Source organism: Streptomyces sp. NPDC059850 (genome assembly GCF_042731515.1).
Lineage (GTDB): Bacteria > Actinomycetota > Actinomycetes > Streptomycetales > Streptomycetaceae > Streptomyces.
On the sequence record NZ_JBHWJI010000054.1, the window covers coordinates 1 to 18,349 of the forward strand.

18 protein-coding genes are annotated in these 18,349 nt (G+C 71.3%); 11 read left to right on the plus strand and 7 right to left on the minus strand.

Annotation, left to right across the window (positions count from 1 at the left end; translation table 11 throughout):
• Positions 1-79 precede the first annotated feature (79 nt).
• Both ACFV9T_RS33195 and ACFV9T_RS33200 read right to left on the minus strand, forming a co-directional pair.
• On the minus strand, positions 80-694 hold the full coding sequence (locus ACFV9T_RS33195) for a DedA family protein (RefSeq protein ID WP_385446210.1): 615 nt from the start codon (positions 692-694) through the stop codon (positions 80-82).
• Positions 691-1,473 carry an MBL fold metallo-hydrolase gene (locus tag ACFV9T_RS33200; RefSeq protein WP_385446211.1) on the minus strand — a complete coding sequence of 261 codons (783 nt, stop codon included), beginning with the start codon at positions 1,471-1,473 and terminating at the stop codon, positions 691-693. Before ACFV9T_RS33200 ends, ACFV9T_RS33195 begins: the two co-directional genes overlap by 4 nt.
• A 98-nt stretch (positions 1,474-1,571) precedes the next feature.
• Here ACFV9T_RS33200 and ACFV9T_RS33205 point away from each other — a divergent pair, with 98 nt between their 5' ends.
• Positions 1,572-2,165, plus strand: coding sequence for a MarR family winged helix-turn-helix transcriptional regulator (locus ACFV9T_RS33205; protein WP_385446212.1), 594 nt, complete (start codon positions 1,572-1,574; stop codon positions 2,163-2,165).
• 7 nt (positions 2,166-2,172) lie between these two features.
• Entirely contained in the window at positions 2,173-3,015 is an 843-nt protein-coding gene (locus ACFV9T_RS33210) for an EamA family transporter (protein ID WP_385446213.1), read from the plus strand.
• A 14-nt stretch (positions 3,016-3,029) separates the two neighbouring features.
• On the opposite strand, the gene ACFV9T_RS33215 is transcribed toward ACFV9T_RS33210, so the two are convergent.
• Positions 3,030-3,509: a GNAT family N-acetyltransferase gene (locus ACFV9T_RS33215; RefSeq protein WP_385446214.1), complete on the minus strand. Its 480-nt coding sequence runs from the start codon at positions 3,507-3,509 to the stop codon at positions 3,030-3,032.
• A 71-nt stretch (positions 3,510-3,580) separates the two neighbouring features.
• Between ACFV9T_RS33215 and ACFV9T_RS33220 the strand changes: the two genes are divergently transcribed.
• Positions 3,581-4,066, plus strand: coding sequence for a MarR family winged helix-turn-helix transcriptional regulator (locus tag ACFV9T_RS33220; protein ID WP_385446215.1), 486 nt, complete (start codon positions 3,581-3,583; stop codon positions 4,064-4,066).
• Between the two features lie 13 nt (positions 4,067-4,079).
• Here ACFV9T_RS33220 and ACFV9T_RS33225 read toward each other — a convergent pair whose 3' ends face one another.
• On the minus strand, positions 4,080-4,739 hold the full coding sequence (locus ACFV9T_RS33225) for an FMN-dependent NADH-azoreductase (RefSeq protein WP_385446216.1): 660 nt from the start codon (positions 4,737-4,739) through the stop codon (positions 4,080-4,082).
• Positions 4,740-4,859: 120 nt separating this feature from the next.
• Between ACFV9T_RS33225 and ACFV9T_RS33230 the strand changes: the two genes are divergently transcribed.
• The 3 genes from ACFV9T_RS33230 to ACFV9T_RS33240 are packed head-to-tail and all read left to right on the plus strand — an operon-like array spanning position 4,860 to position 6,755.
• Positions 4,860-5,525 carry a nitroreductase gene (locus ACFV9T_RS33230; RefSeq protein WP_385446217.1) on the plus strand — a complete coding sequence of 222 codons (666 nt, stop codon included), beginning with the start codon at positions 4,860-4,862 and terminating at the stop codon, positions 5,523-5,525.
• A 59-nt stretch (positions 5,526-5,584) separates the two neighbouring features.
• The gene (locus ACFV9T_RS33235; RefSeq protein ID WP_385446218.1) at positions 5,585-6,007 is read left to right on the plus strand and encodes a cupin domain-containing protein; all 423 of its coding nucleotides are present in this window, start codon (positions 5,585-5,587) and stop codon (positions 6,005-6,007) included.
• A 13-nt stretch (positions 6,008-6,020) separates the two neighbouring features.
• Positions 6,021-6,755 (plus strand): SDR family oxidoreductase, encoded by a 735-nt coding sequence (locus ACFV9T_RS33240; protein WP_385446219.1) that lies wholly within the window; start codon positions 6,021-6,023, stop codon positions 6,753-6,755.
• A 70-nt stretch (positions 6,756-6,825) separates the two neighbouring features.
• Here ACFV9T_RS33240 and ACFV9T_RS33245 read toward each other — a convergent pair whose 3' ends face one another.
• Positions 6,826-7,506: a polysaccharide lyase family 7 protein gene (locus tag ACFV9T_RS33245; RefSeq protein WP_385446220.1), complete on the minus strand. Its 681-nt coding sequence runs from the start codon at positions 7,504-7,506 to the stop codon at positions 6,826-6,828.
• A gap of 105 nt (positions 7,507-7,611) precedes the next feature.
• A complete protein-coding gene (locus tag ACFV9T_RS33250) occupies positions 7,612-10,038 on the minus strand; it encodes a SpoIIE family protein phosphatase (RefSeq protein WP_385446221.1) in 2,427 nt (808 codons plus the stop codon).
• Between the two features lie 378 nt (positions 10,039-10,416).
• Between ACFV9T_RS33250 and ACFV9T_RS33255 the strand changes: the two genes are divergently transcribed.
• On the plus strand, positions 10,417-11,835 hold the full coding sequence (locus ACFV9T_RS33255; protein WP_385446269.1) for a family 2B encapsulin nanocompartment shell protein: 1,419 nt from the start codon (positions 10,417-10,419) through the stop codon (positions 11,833-11,835).
• Between the two features lie 92 nt (positions 11,836-11,927).
• On the plus strand, positions 11,928-14,237 hold the full coding sequence (locus tag ACFV9T_RS33260; RefSeq protein ID WP_385446222.1) for a family 2 encapsulin nanocompartment cargo protein terpene cyclase: 2,310 nt from the start codon (positions 11,928-11,930) through the stop codon (positions 14,235-14,237).
• On the opposite strand, the gene ACFV9T_RS33265 is transcribed toward ACFV9T_RS33260, so the two are convergent.
• A complete protein-coding gene (locus ACFV9T_RS33265; RefSeq protein ID WP_385446270.1) occupies positions 14,153-15,691 on the minus strand; it encodes an alpha/beta hydrolase in 1,539 nt (512 codons plus the stop codon). The two genes, ACFV9T_RS33260 and ACFV9T_RS33265, sit on opposite strands and share 85 nt — an antisense overlap.
• 164 nt (positions 15,692-15,855) lie before the next feature.
• On the opposite strand from ACFV9T_RS33265, the gene ACFV9T_RS33270 reads away from it, so the two are divergent.
• From ACFV9T_RS33270 to namA, 3 genes are all read left to right on the plus strand, one after another.
• Positions 15,856-16,626: a MerR family transcriptional regulator gene (locus ACFV9T_RS33270; protein ID WP_385446223.1), complete on the plus strand. Its 771-nt coding sequence runs from the start codon at positions 15,856-15,858 to the stop codon at positions 16,624-16,626.
• Positions 16,627-16,631: 5 nt separating this feature from the next.
• The gene (locus ACFV9T_RS33275; RefSeq protein ID WP_385446224.1) at positions 16,632-17,090 is read left to right on the plus strand and encodes a hypothetical protein; all 459 of its coding nucleotides are present in this window, start codon (positions 16,632-16,634) and stop codon (positions 17,088-17,090) included.
• Between the two features lie 111 nt (positions 17,091-17,201).
• Positions 17,202-18,278: an NADPH dehydrogenase NamA gene (namA, locus tag ACFV9T_RS33280; RefSeq protein WP_385446225.1), complete on the plus strand. Its 1,077-nt coding sequence runs from the start codon at positions 17,202-17,204 to the stop codon at positions 18,276-18,278.
• Positions 18,279-18,349: the final 71 nt, after the last annotated feature.

Here is an 18,349-nt window from a genome sequence, read left to right on the forward strand (position 1 = left end):
AATCCAGCCCCTCCGGCGTTTGAGGAGCGGGGTCCGGGGCGGAGCCCCGGCGGGGGTGTGGGGGCGGAGCCCCCGCGAATCAACGCCGCAGCCGACGCCACACCCCCGGCGCCACGGCGATCGCCACCGTCAGCAGCACCGCCGCCACCACCCCCTCCCACGGCTCGCGGAACACCGACCCACCCACCACCCCGATCACCTGATACGTCCCCGCCCACGCCAGCGCCGCAGGCCCCGCCCCCCGCGCAAACCTCCGCAGCGGCCAGCTGGCCAGCAGACACGCCAGCATCACCGGGATACGGCCCGCCGGGACCAGCCGGGACAGCACCAGCACCGCCACCCCGTGCTCGGTGAGCTTCGTCCGCGCCTGATCCAGCCGCTCCGGCGCCGCGTGGTCGTGGATGCGCTCCAGCCACCGCGAGCCGCCTCTGGACCGCACACCCCGCCGCCCCAGCCAGTACAGCGCGAGGTCCCCGAGGAACGCGGCCAGCGCGGCCACGCAGAAGCTGAACAGCAGCGAGAAGGGCGAGGACTGGTGGACGGCCACCACGGCCGCCGAGCTGACCACCGCCCCCGTCGGCACCACCGGCACCAGCGACCCCAGCACCACCAGCAGGAACAGCGACGGATAGCCCACCGCCTGCTGGGTGGACTCGGCGGGCAGCCGCGCCAGTTCGCCGAAGTGGCCTATCACCTGGCGGGCTCCAGCCGCACGCACTCCCCGTGCCGCAGCCGGTGCACCGAGGCGTCGGGGGCCAGCCGCCCCGCGTGTCGGACGAAGTCGTCCCCGGGCGCGTGGAACTCGTGCGGCCGCACCGCGTCCAGGCCGATCGGCCAGTACGTCCCGTAGTGCACCGGCACCGCGCTGCGCGCCCCCAGCCGGGCCAGCGCCTGGGCCGCGCGGCCCGCGTCGAGGTGGCCGTGGCCCAGGTACGGGCCCCAGCCGCCGACCGGCAGCAGCGCCACGTCGCACGGGCCGACCGCGTCCGCCATCGCGTCGAAGAGCCCGGTGTCGCCCGCGAAGTACGTGGTGGCCTCGCCGCGCAGCACGTACCCGAGCGCGGGCGCCCGGTGCGGTCCGAACGGCAGGCGGCGGCCGTCGTGGGCGGCGGGCACGGCCCGGATCCGTACGTCGCCGACCGACACCTCGTCGCCCGGCCGCACCTCGGTGACCCGCAGCCCGCCCGCCGAGGCCACCCGCCGCAGCCCCGGCACGGCCCGCCCGGCGCCGTACGGCACGATCAGCCGGGTGCCGGGCCACAGCCGGGCCAGCGAGCCGAGGTGCAGATGGTCGGCGTGCAGATGCGAGACGAGCGCGACATCGGCCACCGCCGCGTCCGGCGGCGGTACGGGCCCCCGGCGGCGGCGCAGATGGGCGAGGCGGCGTACGAAGAGGGGATCGGTCAGGACCCGTACGCCGGAGTCCCGCACGGTCGCGGTGGCATGCCCCCACCAGGTGATCTCCACCGACACGCGGTGCCTCCCGTCGCGACGTACCACACCGTCCGGTCCGATCCTCTCACCCTGGCGGCCTCTGATTGCAGTCACCCGAAGCAGGGTATGCATGAGTCATGCATACCTCCAACGCGAAATCCGGCACCGAACCCGACGCGGAACCCGACATCGAACGCGTGGCGAACCTGCTCGGCGCCGCGGCGCTGGCCGTCACGGACGACCTGCTCACCGCCCCGGCCGCCGCCTCCCGCCTCAGCATGAGCGCGGCCGCCGCCCTGATCGTCCTGCACGCCGACCCCGGCGTGAGCGTGACCGAGCTGGGTCGCCGGGTGGGGCTGACCCAGTCCGCCGCGGTGCGGATGGTCGACGGTCTGGAGCGGTCCGGCCTGGTCGAGCGGCGGCGTACGGTCGGCAACTGGACGGGCGTCCACCCCACCTCCCACGGGCGGCGCACCGCCGAACACCTGCTGACCGCCCGCACCTCCCACCTCGCCGGGGTGCTGAACGGCCTGGACCGCACCGAGGTCCGCGACCTCGGCCGACTGCTGGCCAAGCTGCTCGACGGCCTCTACCAGGGCTGCGGCGCGGCCGACCGGATGTGCCGCATGTGCGACCGCGACGCCTGCGTCCACCAGGGCGCCCCCTGCCCGGTCGGCGCAGCGGACCGCGCGGCGGAGGCCGCGCGCGCGGCCTCCGCCGCCGAGGAGTGACCCCGTCATGGGTGAACTGCTCGCCCTCACCTCCGCGCTGTGCTTCGGCACCACCCACTTCCTCAGCGGTCTGGTCTCCCGCCGCCACCACGGCGTGACGGTCGCCGCCTGCGCCCAGACGGGCGGTACGGCGGTGAGCCTGGTCCCCGTGCTCCTCACCCACGCCGCCCCCGCCCCGCCCTCGGCCCTGGCGTGGGGCGCCCTGTCGGGGGTGGGTACGGGCGTGGGGGTGGCCTGCCTGTACTGGGCGATGAACACGGGGCCGATGAGCGTGGTCGTCCCGGTCAGCGACATCACGGCGGTCGGCATCCCGGTGGCCGCCGGTATAGCCCTCCTGGGCGACCGCCCCTCGCCCGTGGCCCTGACCGGCATGGCCCTGGCCCTCCCGGCCCTCTGGCTGATCTCCCGCGCCGACGTACGAGCCGACAGCGGCAGCCGCCGCACCGGACCCCTCGCCATCGCCCTCGTCGCGGGGCTCGGGCTCGCCGTGCACTTCTTCGCGCTCGGCCGCGTCCCCGGCGATGGCGGGTGGTGGCCGGTGGTGGTCAGCCGTGTGGTGTCGGTGGCCGTCATCCTGGCGCTGCTCCCGGCGGCGGGGGCGACGATGCGGTTGCCCCGGCGGGCCGCCGTCACGGCGGCCGGGGCGGGAGCGCTCGGTACGCTCGCCACCGTCCTCTATCTGCTGGCCACCCGGCAGGAGCTGCTGTCGGTCGCCGTCGTGCTCTCCGCGCTCTATCCGGCGGTGCCGGTGCTGCTGGCGCTGACCGTACTGCGGGAGCGGATCACCCGGGCCCAGGCGGCCGGGCTGCTGGGTGCGGGGGTGGCGCTCGGGCTCATCGCCCTCGGGTGAACGCCCGCCGCAGGTCACCCCAGGATCAGCACCAGCTCGCCGATCTCCTGCCCCCGCGCGGCCGCGAACGCCCGTTCCTCCCGGGCCACCCGGAACCCGCACTTCTCCAGCACTCGCAGCGACCCCGCGTTGTCGGCCGCGACCCGGGCGTACAGGGGGCGCGTCGGCATCTCCTCCAGGAACGCGGTCAGCGCGTGCGTGGCGATCCCCTTGCCCCAGTGCTCGCGCCCGATCCAGTAGCCGACGGACGGATCGCCGTACTGCGCGAACCCCAGCACGTTCCCGGCCACCTGCCCGTCGTAGAGCACCGTCCGCTTGACCACGGTGTCGTCGCCGAGGATCCGGTCCCAGCGCTCGTCGAAGGCGCTCCGGTCGTCCGGGTTCTCGGCGGTGAAGGCAGCCATGCGGATGGCCTCCGTGTCCCGGTGGTAGTCGAAGAAGACCGCGAGATCGTCCCGGTCTACCGCACGCAGTCGCACCCTGGGTCTGCTCATGGCCTCAAGTCTGCACCGAGGGCCGCCGCTCCGGCCCGGCACGGCTGATTTCGAGTGCTACCGTCACGAAAATGACCAAGGACTCTCCCCGTAAGAGCACCGTCTCGCGTGCGACAGACCGCCCCGGGGACGAGTCGCCCTTCGCCCTCGGCCTGCTGCTGCGCCGCGCGCACGCGCACGCGGCCTCGGTGATGGCGGAGGCGCTGCGGCCGCTCGGCATCGAGCTGCGGCACTTCTCCGTACTGATCGAGCTGGTCAACCAGGGCCCCACCGTGCAGCGGGACTTGGTGACGGCGACGGGGTCGGACAAAGCGGGCATCATGCGGATCGTGGACGACCTGGAGCGCAAGGGGCTGGCCGTCCGCAAGTCCGTGCCGGGGGACCGGCGGGTGCGGGCGGTGGAGATCACGCGGCAGGGCCTCGACCTCTACGACGCGGCCCATGTGGCGGCGGAGCCGCTGGCCGAGCGGCTGGTCGCCGACCTGGCTCCCGGCGAGCCGGGGCAGCTGACGGATCTGCTGACCCGGCTCGCCCACCCCGCCGACGCCGGGGCGTAGGCGCGCCCGCGCCTCACGCGGCCTTCGTGGCCAGCCGCTCCGCGAGCGCCTTGGCCTTGGTGGCCGCGTCCTGGAAGGCGCGCTCGCGCGACGCCTCGTAGAGGGGGATCAGCCCGGACATGGCCGGGTTGCGGGGCGCCATGGTGAGTTCCGGGACGATGAAGTCGAGGTCCAGGCCGAGGGTGCCCTTGAGGACGGCCTCCAGGTAGTTCTGTACGAAGTCGTAGCCCTCGCGCGGGGTGCCCGGCGCGTACGATCCGCCGCGGCTGGCGATGACGGTGACCGGGGTGCCCTGGGCCGAGGGGGCCTCGCCCGCGGTACGGCCGAGCAGGAGCACGTTGTCCAGCCACGCCTTGAGGGTCGAGGGGATCGAGAAGTTGTGCATGGGCGCGCCGATCAGCACGGCGTCCGCCCGCTCCAGCTCCTCGATGAGCGTGATGCGCGCGGCGAACGCGGCGGACTGCTCCGGGGTGTGCCCGGCCGGTTCGGCGTAACCGGCGGACCAGGCGTCGGCGGTGATGTGCGGGACCGGGCGGGCGGCGACGTCGCGGTAGATCACGGTGCCCTCCGGGTGCTGCTCCTCCCAGGCCGTACGGAAGGCGGCCGCGACCGAACGGGACGAGGACGCCTCGCCGGGGAGCACGGACGAGTCGATGTGCAACAGCGTGACCATGGGTTTTCTCCTGATGCTGGGCTACCTGAGGCTGTAGTCTCACACGAGACAGTATCGAATGATACGGTTGCGAGTGTAACGAAGCTTGAGGGAAGCCGAACGGCTGGGAGGCAGGCGATCGTGGACGTCTATGAGGCGGTCACCACCCGACGAGCGGTGCGCGGATTCACCGACCGGCCCGTCCCACGGGAGACGCTGGAGCGCGTGCTGTCCGCCGCCGCGTGGGCACCGTCCGGGTCGAACCTCCAGCCGTGGCACGCCTGCGTGGTGACCGGCGGGCCGCTGGCCGAGCTGAAGAAGCGCGCGGGCGAGCGGCTGGCGATGGGCGACCCCTGGGACGAGCCGGAGTACACGCAGTACCCGCCCGCGCTGAAATCCCCGTACCGCGAGCGCCGGTCCGCTTTCGGTGAGCAGCGCTACGGCGCCCTCGGCATTCCGCGCGAGGACATCGAGGCACGTCAGCGGGCCGCCTCCGCGAACTGGGACTGCTTCGGCGCGCCCGCCGCCCTGTTCTGCTACATCGACCGCGACCTGGGCCCGGCTCAGTGGTCCGACGTCGGCATGTATCTGCAGACCGTGATGGTGCTGCTCCGCGCCGAAGGGCTGCACAGCTGCCCGCAGATGGCGTGGGCGAAATTCCACCGGACGGTCGCGGAGGTCCTGTCGCCCCCGGATGAGCTGATGCTTTTCTGCGGCATGTCGATCGGATTCGAGGACACCACGGTGAATGACGCGCGCACGGGCCGGGCGCCGCTCGGCGAGACGGTCACGTTCATCGGGGATTAGCGCGGGATTAGCGCGGGTCGCGACGGCCGGGAGGCCGCTCCGGTCTTTACTTATGACCCATGCCGAGCAAAAAACCACCATCCGAAGCGTGGAAGACGGCGCTGACCACACTCCAGACCGCGACGCCGCCGTTCATTCCGGAGGGCGCCGAGGCGATGACCGTCCTCATCGAATATCCCCCGGGTGACCCGGGCACCCCTCCGCACCGGCATTCCGGCCCCGCGTTCGGATACATGCTCGAAGGGGAGATGCTCTTCGAGCTGGAAGGCGAGCCGGAGCGCGTGATCAGGGCCGGAGAGACGTTCTGGGAGCCGGGCGGCGATGTCATCCACTACCAGGACGGAAACAACCGAACGGATTCCTGGAGCCGTTTCCTCGTGACGATGATGTGCGCCCCGGACCAGCCCATGCTGACCCTGGTCGACGACGAGGAACTGGCCCAGCGCACGGACCGGCGCGCCCCGCGCCCCGCCCGACCCTGAAACGAAGGTGACCATGAAGATCGCAGTTCTCGGCGGTACCGGCCTCATCGGATCGAAGGTCGTGAAGAAACTGAACGCGGCGGGCCATGAGGCCGTGGCGTGTTCGCCCTCCACCGGGGTCGATATCGTCACCGGAAAGGGCTTGGAACAGGCGGTGGCCGGTGCTGACGCCGTCATCAACCTGACGAATTCCCCGACCTTCGACGCCGCCTCCACGGCCTTCTTCCAGACCTCGATGGACAACCTGCTGGCCGCCGCCCAGAAGGGCGGGGTGCGGCACGTCGTCATTCTCTCGATCGTCGGCGCGGAAAAGGTGACCGAGCTGGACTACTTCCAGGCCAAGGTCCTCCAGGAAGACATCCTCAAGGCCGGGCCGGTCCCGTATTCGATCGTCCGCGCCACCCAGTTCATGGAATTCATGGACGCGGTCCTGTCCTGGACCACCGACGGCGACACCGTCCGCCTGCCCGCCACACCGATCCAGCCGATCGCCGCGCAGGACGTCGCCGACGCCGTCGCCGAGGTCGCCGTCGGTGCCCCGCTGAACGGCACCCGCGACATCGGCGGGCCCGATGTCTTCACCCTCGACGAACTCGGCCGGGTCACCGTCGACGCGCGTTCCGACGGCCGCGAGGTCGTCCTCGACGACACCGCGGGCATGTACGCCGCCGTCCGCGGCGACGTCCTCACCACCAAGGGCGACGCCCGCCTCGCCCCCACCCACTACACCGACTGGCTCACCACCTGAGCCGCCGGGCGCCCGGCCGCTTCGTGTCGGCCGCCGCGTTCGGCGGCCGACATGACGTACGGGCGGGCCGCTACTTCGTCCAGTAGCGCACGTTGCGGAAGCGGGCCTCCGCCTTGCCCGAACCGTGGTGGTAGACGCCGTTCTTGAAGTAGCGGGTGGCCTCGCCGCGGTCGTCGGCGGTCAGGACCAGTTTGTCGTCGGCGTAGACCTGGATCGTCCCGGCGCTCGCGTCGTGGGCGACCTTGAGGTTCCACCAGGTGTTGTAGATCCCGGTCTTGATGGTCTCGTTCGTGTAGCGCTTGAGCGTGCCGCCGTTCGCGCTGGACGCCCGGAACATGATGTCGGTGGCGGGGGTCCCGGACGGGCGCTTGGTGCGCAGGATCTGCATGATGTCCGCGCCGTTGGTGCCGGACGGGATGTACACGTCGGCGTCCCACATCCGCTTGCCCGTGGTGTAGTCGTTCTTCCAGCGCATCTCGGTGCGCGGATTGGTCGAATTGCCCTCCTCGAAGGGCTTGTCGGTGGAGTTCACCCACATGGTGTGGGTCTTGGTGCCGGAGTTGTAGCTGTAGCGGTCGCTGAGATCCAGGTCGTACGGCTTCTGCATGCTGTACGTGTACGTCTTCTCCGTCCACCCGTCGGTCGGATCGGCGGCGGCCTCCGCGCCGTGCGCGGTGGCGGTCCCCGTCAGCGCGGCCATGAGCGCGCCGATGGCGACGCCCACCCTGACTCTCTTGCGTAACGCGGGCATGTGCCCACCTCCAGTCGTCTTGGTCTGGACCGGGCGTCAACGTAGGCCAGGGGCGATGACGTGTCCATATCAATGAACGAAGTTCTTCGCTTTCACAGGTCCCGTTCAGGGATGTGACCCGACCAGCTGCTCACACCAGATCGTCTTGCCCGCGTGGGTGTGCCGGGTGCCCCACCGCTGGGTGAGCTGGGCGACCAGCAGCAGACCCCGGCCGCCCTCGTCCGAGAGGCGGGCCCGGCGCATATGGGGCGCGGTGCTGCTGGCGTCGGACACCTCGCAGATCAGCGTCCGGTCGCGGATCAGCCGCAGCTGAAGAGGGCCCTCCGCATGCCGGATGGCGTTGGTGACCAGCTCGCTCACCACCAGCTCCGTGATGTACGACGCGTCGCCCAGCCCCCAGGCGTCGAGGCGGCGCGACGCCCACGCGCGGGCGGACGCCACGGCGACCGGGTCCGCCGCCAGGTCCCGTACGGCGAACCGGTCCGTGCCCAGGGCCCGGGTGCGGGCGACGAGCAGCGCGGCGTCGTCGGCCGGGGGGTCCGGCAGCAGATCGCCGAGCACGCGGTCGCACAGCGCGTCGAGGGTGGGCGCGCGGTCGGTGAGCGTCTGGCACAACGCCGCCAGCGCGCCGTCCAGTTCGCGTTCCCGTTCGCGGAAGCCGAGCAGCCCGTCAGTGTAGAGCGCGAGCAGACTGCCCGGGGGCAGCTCCACCTCCACCGCCTCGAACGGCAGATCGCCGAGGCCGAGCGGCGGCCCGGCGGGCAGATCGAGCAGCCGCGCCTCGCCGTCCGGGGTGACCACGGCGGGCGGCGGATGCCCGGCCCGGGCCAGCGTGCACGTCCGCGAGACGGGGTCGTAGACCGCGTACGTGCAGGTCGCGCCCAGGATGGCGGGATCGCCGGGATCACCGGGGGTATCGCGGCCGCCCCCACCGCCCTCGGCCTCCGCGGCGAGCCGGATCACCACGTCGTCCAGATGCGTCAGCAGCTCGTCCGGCGGCAGATCGACGTCCGCGAGGGTACGGACCGCCGTGCGCAGCCGTCCCATGGTGGCCGCCGCGCCGATGCCGTGGCCGACCACATCGCCCACCACCAGCGCGACCCGCGCCCCGGACAGCGGGATCACATCGAACCAGTCGCCCGCCAGCCCCGACCGGCCGCCCGCGGGCAGATAGCGGGACGCGGTCTCGACCGCCGCCTGCGCGGGCGTCCCCTGCGGCAGCAGGCTCTGCTGGAGGCTGAGCGCGGCGGTGCGCTCGCGGTCGAAGCGGCGTGCGTTGTCCAGACAGATGGCGGCCCGGGCCACCAGCTCCTCGGCGAGCAGCTGATCGTCCTTCGTGAACGGATCCCTGGTCCGCCGGTAGAACATGGCGATGCCCAGGGTCATCCCGCGCGCCCGGATCGGCACCCCCATGATCGACTGGAACCCGTACTCCCGGAACTTCTCCGCCCGCGCCGGATCGCGCTCCAGCCAGTCCCTCATGTCCCGGTCCGTGACCCGGTGCCGGGCCGACCGGCCCGTCGCCATGCAGCGCACCGCGGGCGTGTACGGCGGGTAGAAGTCCACCTCGCCCGGCTGCCGCACCGCCTCGGGCGCCCCCTCTATGATCGACTGGTTCGCCGCCCGGCGCAGCGCCACCACCCCGGTGAACGGACCGGGCTCATCGCCCCTGAGCAGCGTCTCCAGCAGATCGACGGTGATCCAGTCGGCGAGCCGGGGCACCACCGCGTCGGCGAGTTCCCGCGCGGTGCGCATCACGTCCAGGGTGCTGCCGATCCGGGTGCTGGCCTCGTTCAGCAGCGTCAGCCGCTCCCGGTACCGGATCTGCGGGGTGACGTCGGCGACCGTCGTGCAGAGCCCGAGCGTCCGCCCGTCCGTGCCCCGCAGGGCGGAGGCCGAGGCCAGGAAGACGGAGTCCCGGTCGGGGTTCGAGGGCAGCCGCCCCCGCATCTCCCCGCTGAAGGCGGTCTCGCCCGTCTCCAGCACCCGACGCAGCCGCCGCTCCCACGCCGCCGCGTCCGGCCCCGACAGCACCTCCGGCAGCCGCAACCCCTTGCGGTCGGCCTCCGAGATCCCGGCCATCCGCGTCATGGCGGCGTTCTGCCGAATGCACTTCAGGTCCGTGTCGTACATGGTCACGGCCACCGGCGAGCGCGAGAACAGCCAGTCCACGACCGCCCGCTCCACCTCCTGCTGCCGTGGCAGGGGCGCCGCCTCGCCCTCCCCGACCGGCGCCATCACCACCCACTGCCCCCGCGCGGCGCGATCCATCAGCCGGTGCCCCGCCCCGCGCACCCGCACCCGCCGCCCATCGGCGCACCGCACCGAAAGCCACCCCACCCACTCGTCCCGCCCCGCCGCCCCATCCCAGAACGGCACCCCGCCCTCCACCACGAACAACTCCCCGACCCGCCGCCCCACGGCGTCCTCCGCGGTATGCCCCAGCGCCCACTCGGCACCGCGATTCCACCCCGTGACGATGCCGAACTCATCGACCGTGATCACGGCGGTCCCCGGGCCCTCGGCGTTCATGGCGCCCATCTCCTCCTTACCGAGCATGCACCCGCCGCCAGGGCCGTTCAAACGAGCACCCCAGACCCCGGTCACCTTGCGGAAGCGAGCGCCTCCGCTGAGCTGCGTGTCGGTTCGAGTCATGCCCCGCGTGCCGGCGGCGAAGGCTACCCAGCCCATCCGTTCGCTGGACGACCTCGCCGCCGACAGGGCGGTCGCAACCGGCCTGGTGCGGGCCCGAATCGGCTCGCTTTGACCGGGAACTTCTCATCCAGCACACCTAGTTGCCCACCGAGAGCGGAATGTTAGGGTCCAGTGCGGGCGAAGATCATTTTCTTGCGCCCCGACAGTTGCGATCTGTCGTTCCTTCTCCCGCTCTCATGGATGGATGGCGCCTTCATGTCCCTGCCGTTCGACCCGCCCCCTGCCGACCAGGACGGCCGGCAGCCGCAGCAGAGCCTGGCCACGGCTGCCGCGCGGAATCTGGCGAGTACGACCAAGACCCCTCCGCAGATGCAGGGCATCTCCTCGCGGTGGCTGCTGCGCCTGCTGCCGTGGGTGCAGGTCTCCGGAGGTGCGTACCGGGTGAACCGCCGGCTCACGCACACCCTCGGCGACGGCCGGGTCGAGTTCGTCGCCACCGGCACGGACGTCCGGGTCATTCCCGCCGAGCTGCGTGAGCTGCCGCCGCTGCGGGACTTCGCGGACGAGCAGGCCCTGGGCGCGCTGGCGGAGCGGTTCGAGCAGCGGGAGGTGGCCGCGGGCGAGACCATCGTGGAGTCGGGCCGCCCGGCCGACGAGGTCGTTCTCATCGCGCACGGCAAGGGCAACAAGCTGGGCACCGGCAAGTACGGCGACCCGACCGTCCTCGGCGTGCTCGCGGACGGCGACTACGTCGGCGAGGGGCTGCTGACCGGCTCGACCGGCGAGTGGGAGTTCACGGTGCGCGCGGTGACGGCGTGCACCGTCCTGAGCCTGTCCCGGGCGGCTTTCGAGGAGGTCCAGGGCCGCTCGGAAGGGCTGCGCACGCACCTGGAGGCGCTCGGATCCGCCGCCCGCCCGCCGCAGAACAAGCAGGGAGAGGCCGTTATCGACCTGGCCTCCGGACACGAGGGCGAGTGGACCCTGCCCGGAACCTTCGTCGACTACGAGCTCAGCCCCCGTGAGTACGAGCTGAGCGTCGCCCAGACCGTGCTCCGCGTGCACAGCCGCGTCGCCGACCTCTACAACGACCCCATGAACCAGGTGGAGCAGCAGCTCCGTCTCACGGTTGAGGCACTGCGCGAGCGGCAGGAGCACGAGCTGGTCAACAGCCGTGACTTCGGTCTCCTCCACAACGCCGACCTGAAGCAGCGCATCCGTACGCACAGTGGCCCGCCCACCCCCGACGACCTCGACGAGCTGATCTCGCGGCGGCGCAAGACCCAGTTCCTGCTGGCCCACCCGAAGGCGATCGCGGCCTTCGGCCGGGAGTGCAACAAGCGCGGGCTCTACCCGCAGGGCGGGGAGCTGGAGGGCCACCAGGTGCCGGCCTGGCGCGGCATCCCGATCCTGCCCTGCAACAAGATCCCGGTCAGCTCCACCGGCACCAGCTCCATCCTGGCCATGCGCACGGGCGAGGAGGACCAGGGCGTCGTCGGCCTCCACCAGACCGGCATCCCCGACGAGATCGAGCCCGGCCTCAACGCCCGCTTCATGGGCATCGATGAGAAGGCGATCATCTCCTACCTGGTCAGTACCTACTACTCCGCGGCGGTACTCGTCCCGGACGCGCTCGGCATTCTCGAAGACGTCGAAATCGGTCACTACGGGGACTAGAGATGCTCGGCGGATCAGGGTGCGCGCCCCTGGGTGATCCGCCGGACACGGCTTGATCGCACGTTTCGCATTCAGGAAAGGGCCGGGCACCCGTGACACAGCCTTTTGAACTGCCGGACTTCTACATGCCGCACCCCGCGCGTCTGAACCCTCATCTGGAGGAGGCGCGGCAGCATTCGAAGCGGTGGGCCCGTGAGATGGGCATGCTCGAAGGCTCGGGGGTCTGGGAGGAGCGGGACCTCGACGCGCACGACTACGCCCTGCTGTGCGCCTACACCCACCCCGACGCGCCCGGCCCGGCCCTTTCCCTGGTGACCGACTGGTACGTGTGGGTCTTCTTCTTCGACGACCACTTCCTCGAGGAATTCAAGTACACGAACGACCGGGAGGGCGCCAAGGCGTACCTGGACCGGCTGCCGCTCTTCATGCCGACCGACCCGGCCGCGGCCGTCCCCGAGCCGACGAACCCGGTCGAGGCCGGTCTGGCCGACCTGTGGACCCGTACGGTGCCGAGCATGTCGGCGAACTGGCGGGCGCGGTTCGCGGAGAGCACCGAGAACCTCCTCAACGAGTCGTTGTGGGAGCTGTCCAACATCAACGCCCACCGCATTCCCAACCCCGTCGAGTACATCGAGATGCGCCGCAAGGTCGGCGGTGCCCCCTGGTCGGCGGGGCTGGTCGAGTACGCGATCGGGGCCGAGGTGCCCGCGCCGGTCGCCGCCTCACGCCCGTTGCAGGTGCTGCGGGACAGCTTCTCCGACGCCGTGCACCTGCGGAACGACCTGTTCTCGTACCAGCGCGAGGTCGAAGAGGAGGGAGAGAACAGTAACGGCGTGCTGGTCCTGGAGACCTTCCTCGGCTGCGCCACCCAGGAGGCTGCCGACGCCGTCAACGACCTGCTCACCTCCCGCCTCCAGCAGTTCGAGAACACCGTCTTCACCGAACTCCCCCCGCTCTTCGCCGAGACCGGCCTGAGCCCGGACCAGTGCGCGGCCGTCCTCGCCTACGTCAAGGGGTTGCAGGACTGGCAGTCGGGCGGCCACGAATGGCACATGCGGTCCAGCCGCTACATGAACGGGAGCGGGACGGAGGGGAGCCCGGCCCGGGCGGGGCTCGGCGGGTTCCCGCTCCTGCCGAGCGGGCCGAGCGGGCTGGGCACCTCGGCGGCGCGGATCGGGCTGACGACCACCCGCCGGGCCGAGGCCGGCCGGCTGCGGAGCTTCACCCACGTCCCGCATCAGCGCGTGGGGCCCTCTCAACTGCCCGACTTCTTCATGCCGTTCACCACCCGGCTCAGTCCGTACCTGGACGGTGCCCGGCGGAACGTGGTCGAGTGGGGGCGCCGCATGGGCATGCTCGAAGCCCAGCCCGGCATCCCCGGCTCGCACATCTGGAACGAGCGCAAGCTCGCCGGTTTCGACTTCCCCCTGTGCGCGGCCGGCATCCACCCCGACGCCACCCCCGAGCAGCTCGACATCACCTCCGGCTGGCTGACCTGGGGCACGTACGGGGACGACTACTTCCCCGTCGTCTTCGGCCGCACCCGGGACCTGGCCGGGGCGACGGCCGCCAACCAGCGGCTCTCGTCCTTCATGCCGGTGGACGGCTCCGCGCCGCCCACCCCCGCCAACGCGCTGGAGCGCGGCTTGGCCGATCTCTGGACCCGCACCGCCGGCCCGATGACCCCGCAGGCCCGCCGTACCTTCCGCACGGCCATCGAGGACATGACCTCCAGCTGGCTGTGGGAACTGGCCAACCAGGCCCAGAACCGTATCCCCGACCCCGTCGACTACATCGAGATGCGCCGGATGACCTTCGGCTCCGACCTCACCATGAGCCTGTGCCGACTGGCCCACGGGCAGCAGGTCCCACCCGAGATCTACCGCAGCGGCCCGTTGCGCTCCCTGGAGAACGCCGCCGCGGACTACGCCTGCCTCCTCAACGACGTCTTCTCCTACCAGAAGGAGATCGAGTACGAGGGCGAGGTGCACAACGGTGTCCTGGTCGTCCAGAACTTCTTCGACTGCGACTACCCGACCGCCCTCGGCATCATCCACGATCTGATGACCTCCCGGATGCGCCAGTTCCAGCATGTCGCGCAGCACGAACTCCCCGTTGTGTACGAGGACTTCAAGCTGGGTCCGGACGCCCGCCGCATCCTGGACGGCTACGTGCGCGAGCTGGAGAACTGGCTGTCGGGCATCCTCACCTGGCACCAGGGCTGCCACCGCTACAAGGAGGACGACCTGCGCCGCGACCTCCCCGGCCGCCCGCACCGCCGCCTCGACATCCCCACCGGCCTGGGAACCTCGGCCGCTCACCTCCCCCGGCTCATGGGACGGCGGTGTTCCGCCGCGCGGCAGAGCATGTCCTTTTCCGGCATCGTGCCCTCGACGAGGTAGCGCGTGGTGGTGTTCAGCGCGCAGGGGTTGTCGCCCAGGACGTAGGCGCCGTGGCCGCCGTCGTCGACGCTGACGAGCCGGGAGCGGTTCGCGAACTTCTGGCGCAGCAACTTCCCGCCCTGGTGCGGCGTCGGCGCGTCGCGCAGGTTCTGTACGAGGAGCACGTTGCGCGGGCCGTCGTCGTTGACCGGGACCGGCGGCTCGGCAGGGGTGTGCGGCCAGAAGGCGCAGGGCGTGATGTTGGCGGTGGCGGCGCCGAACAGCGGGTAGCGGGCGCGATCCTTGGCGACGCCGTTCCGGTAGGTGTCGACATCCTTGGGCCACTTGACGTCGTTGCAGGTCACGGCGAGGAACACCGACAGGGAGTTGTCGAACGAGGACGGTACTTCGTCTGCGGTGGCGTTCTGCGACAGCGGGCGGCGGGCTGCCGTGCCGTCGCCGCCTGCCAGCGCCTGCAACTGCTGGGCCAGCTTCGGGTACTGCGTCTTCTTGAACAGATTGCCGAAGGTGTACATCCGCATCAGGCTGCCGTCGAAGCCCGCCACCGGAGCCTTGTCGAGCCGCGCGGCCAGGGTGAGGTAGGTCCTGCGGACCTGCGCGGGCGTGCGGCCCAGGCCGTAGCTGCCGTGCCGTGCGGCGGCCCACTGCGCGAAGTCGGGGAACGACTGCTCCATCCCGAGGGCGTAGCGGCGCAGGCCGTCGCGGTCGAGGTGGGTGTCACCGATGTTGCTGTCGAGCACGATGCGGTCGGAGCGCTCGGGGAACATCGACGCGTAGGCGGCGCCCAGCGCCGTGCCGTAGGAGTAGCCCAGGTAGCTGGTCTTCTCCTCGCCGAGCGCGGCCCGGATACGGTCCAGGTCGCGGGCGGTGTTCGCCGTGGTCAGGTGGCGCAGCCGTCCGTCGCGGTCGTGGCGCGCGCACTGCTCGGCCACCTGCTTCGCCACCTTCGTCTGTCGGGTGACCGCCGCGTCGTCGACCGCGTACGGAGGGATGTTGGCGAGGTACGGGCCGTCGGGCGTGAACCCGCACGTGACCGGCGCCGAGTGGCCGATGCCCCGGGTGTCCATGCCGATCAGGTCGTAGCTGTCCAGGACGCTGGCGGGAACGCCACGGGCCACCAGCAGCGCGGGCAGCGCCAGTCCGGACCCGCCCGGGCCGCCCGGGTTGAGCATGAGCGTCCCGCGCCGCTTGTCCGGGTTCGTACTGGCCAGCCGGGAGATCATGAGGTCGATCCGGTCGCTGCCGGGGTCGGCGTAGTCCACCGGTACGGGCACGGTGGCGCACTGCAGCACGGTCGGGGCCGCTTCGGCCACGACGTCCTCGGGGCAGCTGCCCCACCGCACCTGCGGCGCCCGCGCCCCGTCCGCGACGGCGGGCGCCGCGAGCAGCGAGCCGCCGAGGCCGAGGACGACCGCCAGGGCCGAGCTTCGGCCGATACCGCGTCGTCGTTTCATGTCCGGTCGTTTCATGCCCAGTCTCCGTATCCCCGTCGCACGTCCGTGGTCGCCGCCCATCGCACTCCGTGCCCTTGGGGCATGGTCAACCCGGCGCGGTCGGAGGTTGACCGTGCCCCAGGGGCACGGTCTTGAATGGGCTTCCGTCCAGGAAGGGCCTTGCCGTGGCATGGAGCACGAGTCAGCTGGCCGAACTCGCCGGTACGACGCTGAAAACCGTCCGGCACTATCACGCGATCGGCCTGCTGGACGAGCCGGAACGAGCGCCCAACGGCTACAAGCGGTACGGGGTCACGCACCTGGTCCGCCTGCTGCGCATCCGCAGGCTGGTCGACCTCGGCGTGCCGCTGTCGGACATCCCCTCGGTCGGGGCCTCCGACGAGAAGGCGGAGCAGATCCTGCGCGCCCTGGACGCGGAACTCGCGGCGAGCATCGAACGTCAGCAGCGGATGCGACGGGAACTGGGGGCGATCCTCGACAACCAGGCCTCCCTCGATATGCCGTTGGACTTCCGCACACTCGCCGACGACCTGCCGGATGCGGCGCGGTCCTTCCTGCTGGCGTGCTCCAGCCTGCTCACCCCCTCGGCGATGTCCGCTCTCCAGGAGCAGCTGTCCGCGCCGCGAAGCGACATCGACGCGCGGTTCGAGGCCCTTTCCGAGGACGCGCCCGAGGACGTTCGCCAGCAGCTCGCGCGGCGCCTCGCGCCCGTAGCCCGCAGACAGCAGCAGGACCACCCGATCCTGCGCGACCTGGAAGCGTCCTCCCACCGGGGGCGGGCGATCGCCGAGTCGGTCGTCGCGCACGCGCTGGTCGAGTTCTACAACGAGGCCCAGATCGACGTCCTGCGACGCGTGCACGCGCTGCTTTCGGAGGACGACGCGACGCGGCCCTCCGAACGGTCTGGCGGATCGCCGGATCATGATCAAAGCTAGGTGGCGTGGATGGACTTACGAACGGCACGGTCCTCGCCCTGATCGGCGTTCTGCTCGGGACGGCGGGGACCCTCGTAGGGCAGCACCTGGCGAATCGCGTCGAGGTGCAGCGCGACCACCGGCACCGGGCGGACGCCGCGCGGTCGGAGCGCAAGGAGGCGATATCGGGGTACTTAAAGGCGGTGCAGCGGGTCGAGTTGATCCTGGACCGCCGAAAGCTCGGCATGCCGACCCTCGACGACCCCGAGGACGTGCGGCTGCATGACCTCTGGCTGGCGACGAAGGCCGTCGAGCTGGTGTGTTCCACCGACGCGGCCCAGTCAGCCCACGACTACACCAAGGAACTGCACGCGCTGATGCGCAGCGAACGGGGGCGGTCGCCGGTCAAGCGGGAGCGGCGCGAGGCGTTCGTGGAGGTGGCCCGCGAGGAGCTGGAGAGCGGTCGCGCGCGCATCAGGCGGTGACAATTTTGTCAGTACGGGAAATAAAAGTGCGTACTGCCGCGCGGAGGGCATATTGCCTAGCCTCGTAGGTGGCGCGAACGTCCGCGCCTCCGAATTGAGGAGAGAGTTCCCTTGTCTGCCAAGCTTTACGAGCCGATCACGATCCGCGGTACCGAATTCCGCAACCGGATCGCGATGTCCCCGATGTGCATGCATTCCGCTGACGAAGGCGGCCACGTCCGCGACTTCCACCTCGTGCACTACGGCGCGCGCGCCCTCGGCGGTGCCGGGCTGGTGATGCTGGAGACGGCGGCGGTGCTGGCCAACGGGCCGATCGGCCCGGGCGACATCGGGATCTACGACGACAGCCACATCGAGGGGCTGACCCGGCTGACCGAGGTGATCCACGGCTTCGGGGCGAAGGCGGGCGCGCAGCTCGGCCACGCCGGGCGGCAGGTCGGCGTCGACTCCATCACGCCCGTCGCTCCCTCGGCGCTCCCGTTCGGTCCCGACACGCGGGTGCCGGAGGAGATCACGGTCGAGGGCATCAAGGACGTCGTCGAGGGCTTCCGCAAGGCCGCGATCCGCGCGAAGGCGGCCGGATTCGACGTGGTCGAGGTGCACACGGCCCACGGTTATCTGCTGAACCAATTCCTTTCCCCACTGTCCAACCAGCGTGACGACGAATACGGCGGCAGCCACGAGAACCGCTACCGGATCGTGCGCGAAGTCATCGACGCCGTGCGCGGTGAATGGGACGGCCCGCTCTTCGTGCGCGTTTCCTCCACGGACCATGCCGAGGGCGGAAACACCCCGGAGGACTTCGTCACCTTCGGCCGGTGGATGAAGGAGCAGGATGTCGACCTGATCGACACCTCCTCGGGCGGCATCGCCCCCGTGAAGGTCGCCTCCTACCCGGGCTACCAGGTGCCCGCCGCCGAACTGATCCGGCGCGAGGTCGGCATCAAGACCGGTGCGGTGGGTCTGATCGAGAACGCCCGGCAGGCGGAGGAGATCGTGCGGAGCGACCGCGCGGACATCGTGCTGATCGGCCGGGAAATGCTCAAGGACCCGTTCTGGGCGCGTACGGCCGCCGACGAACTGCGCACCGCGATCGAGCCGCCGCAGCAGTACACCCGCTACGGCTCGGCTTGGCAGCGTTCCCAGCCGCCGCTGCCCGCCGCGCCGCTGTCCGCCACGGTGGCCTGACGGCGGGCGGGGGCGGCCCCACCATGGACACTGGGTGGCGGGGGCGGAGCGCACACCGCGCCCCGCCCCCG

Excerpts from the sequence above, each read along its gene's own strand:
- ACFV9T_RS33235 (WP_385446218.1), top strand. The coding sequence starts at position 5,585 with ATGCCGAGCAAAAAACCACCATCCGAAGCGTGGAAGACGGCGCTGACC.
- ACFV9T_RS33250 (WP_385446221.1), bottom strand. The coding sequence starts at position 10,038 with ATGAACGCCGAGGGCCCGGGGACCGCCGTGATCACGGTCGATGAGTTC.
- ACFV9T_RS33205 (WP_385446212.1), top strand. The coding sequence starts at position 1,572 with ATGCATACCTCCAACGCGAAATCCGGCACCGAACCCGACGCGGAACCC.
- ACFV9T_RS33210 (WP_385446213.1), top strand. The coding sequence starts at position 2,173 with ATGGGTGAACTGCTCGCCCTCACCTCCGCGCTGTGCTTCGGCACCACC.
- ACFV9T_RS33215 (WP_385446214.1), bottom strand. The coding sequence starts at position 3,509 with ATGAGCAGACCCAGGGTGCGACTGCGTGCGGTAGACCGGGACGATCTC.
- ACFV9T_RS33265 (WP_385446270.1), bottom strand. The coding sequence starts at position 15,691 with ATGAAACGACGACGCGGTATCGGCCGAAGCTCGGCCCTGGCGGTCGTC.
- ACFV9T_RS33240 (WP_385446219.1), top strand. The coding sequence starts at position 6,021 with ATGAAGATCGCAGTTCTCGGCGGTACCGGCCTCATCGGATCGAAGGTC.
- ACFV9T_RS33225 (WP_385446216.1), bottom strand. The coding sequence starts at position 4,739 with ATGGTCACGCTGTTGCACATCGACTCGTCCGTGCTCCCCGGCGAGGCG.
- ACFV9T_RS33245 (WP_385446220.1), bottom strand. The coding sequence starts at position 7,506 with ATGCCCGCGTTACGCAAGAGAGTCAGGGTGGGCGTCGCCATCGGCGCG.
- ACFV9T_RS33220 (WP_385446215.1), top strand. The coding sequence starts at position 3,581 with ATGACCAAGGACTCTCCCCGTAAGAGCACCGTCTCGCGTGCGACAGAC.
- ACFV9T_RS33255 (WP_385446269.1), top strand. The coding sequence starts at position 10,417 with ATGTCCCTGCCGTTCGACCCGCCCCCTGCCGACCAGGACGGCCGGCAG.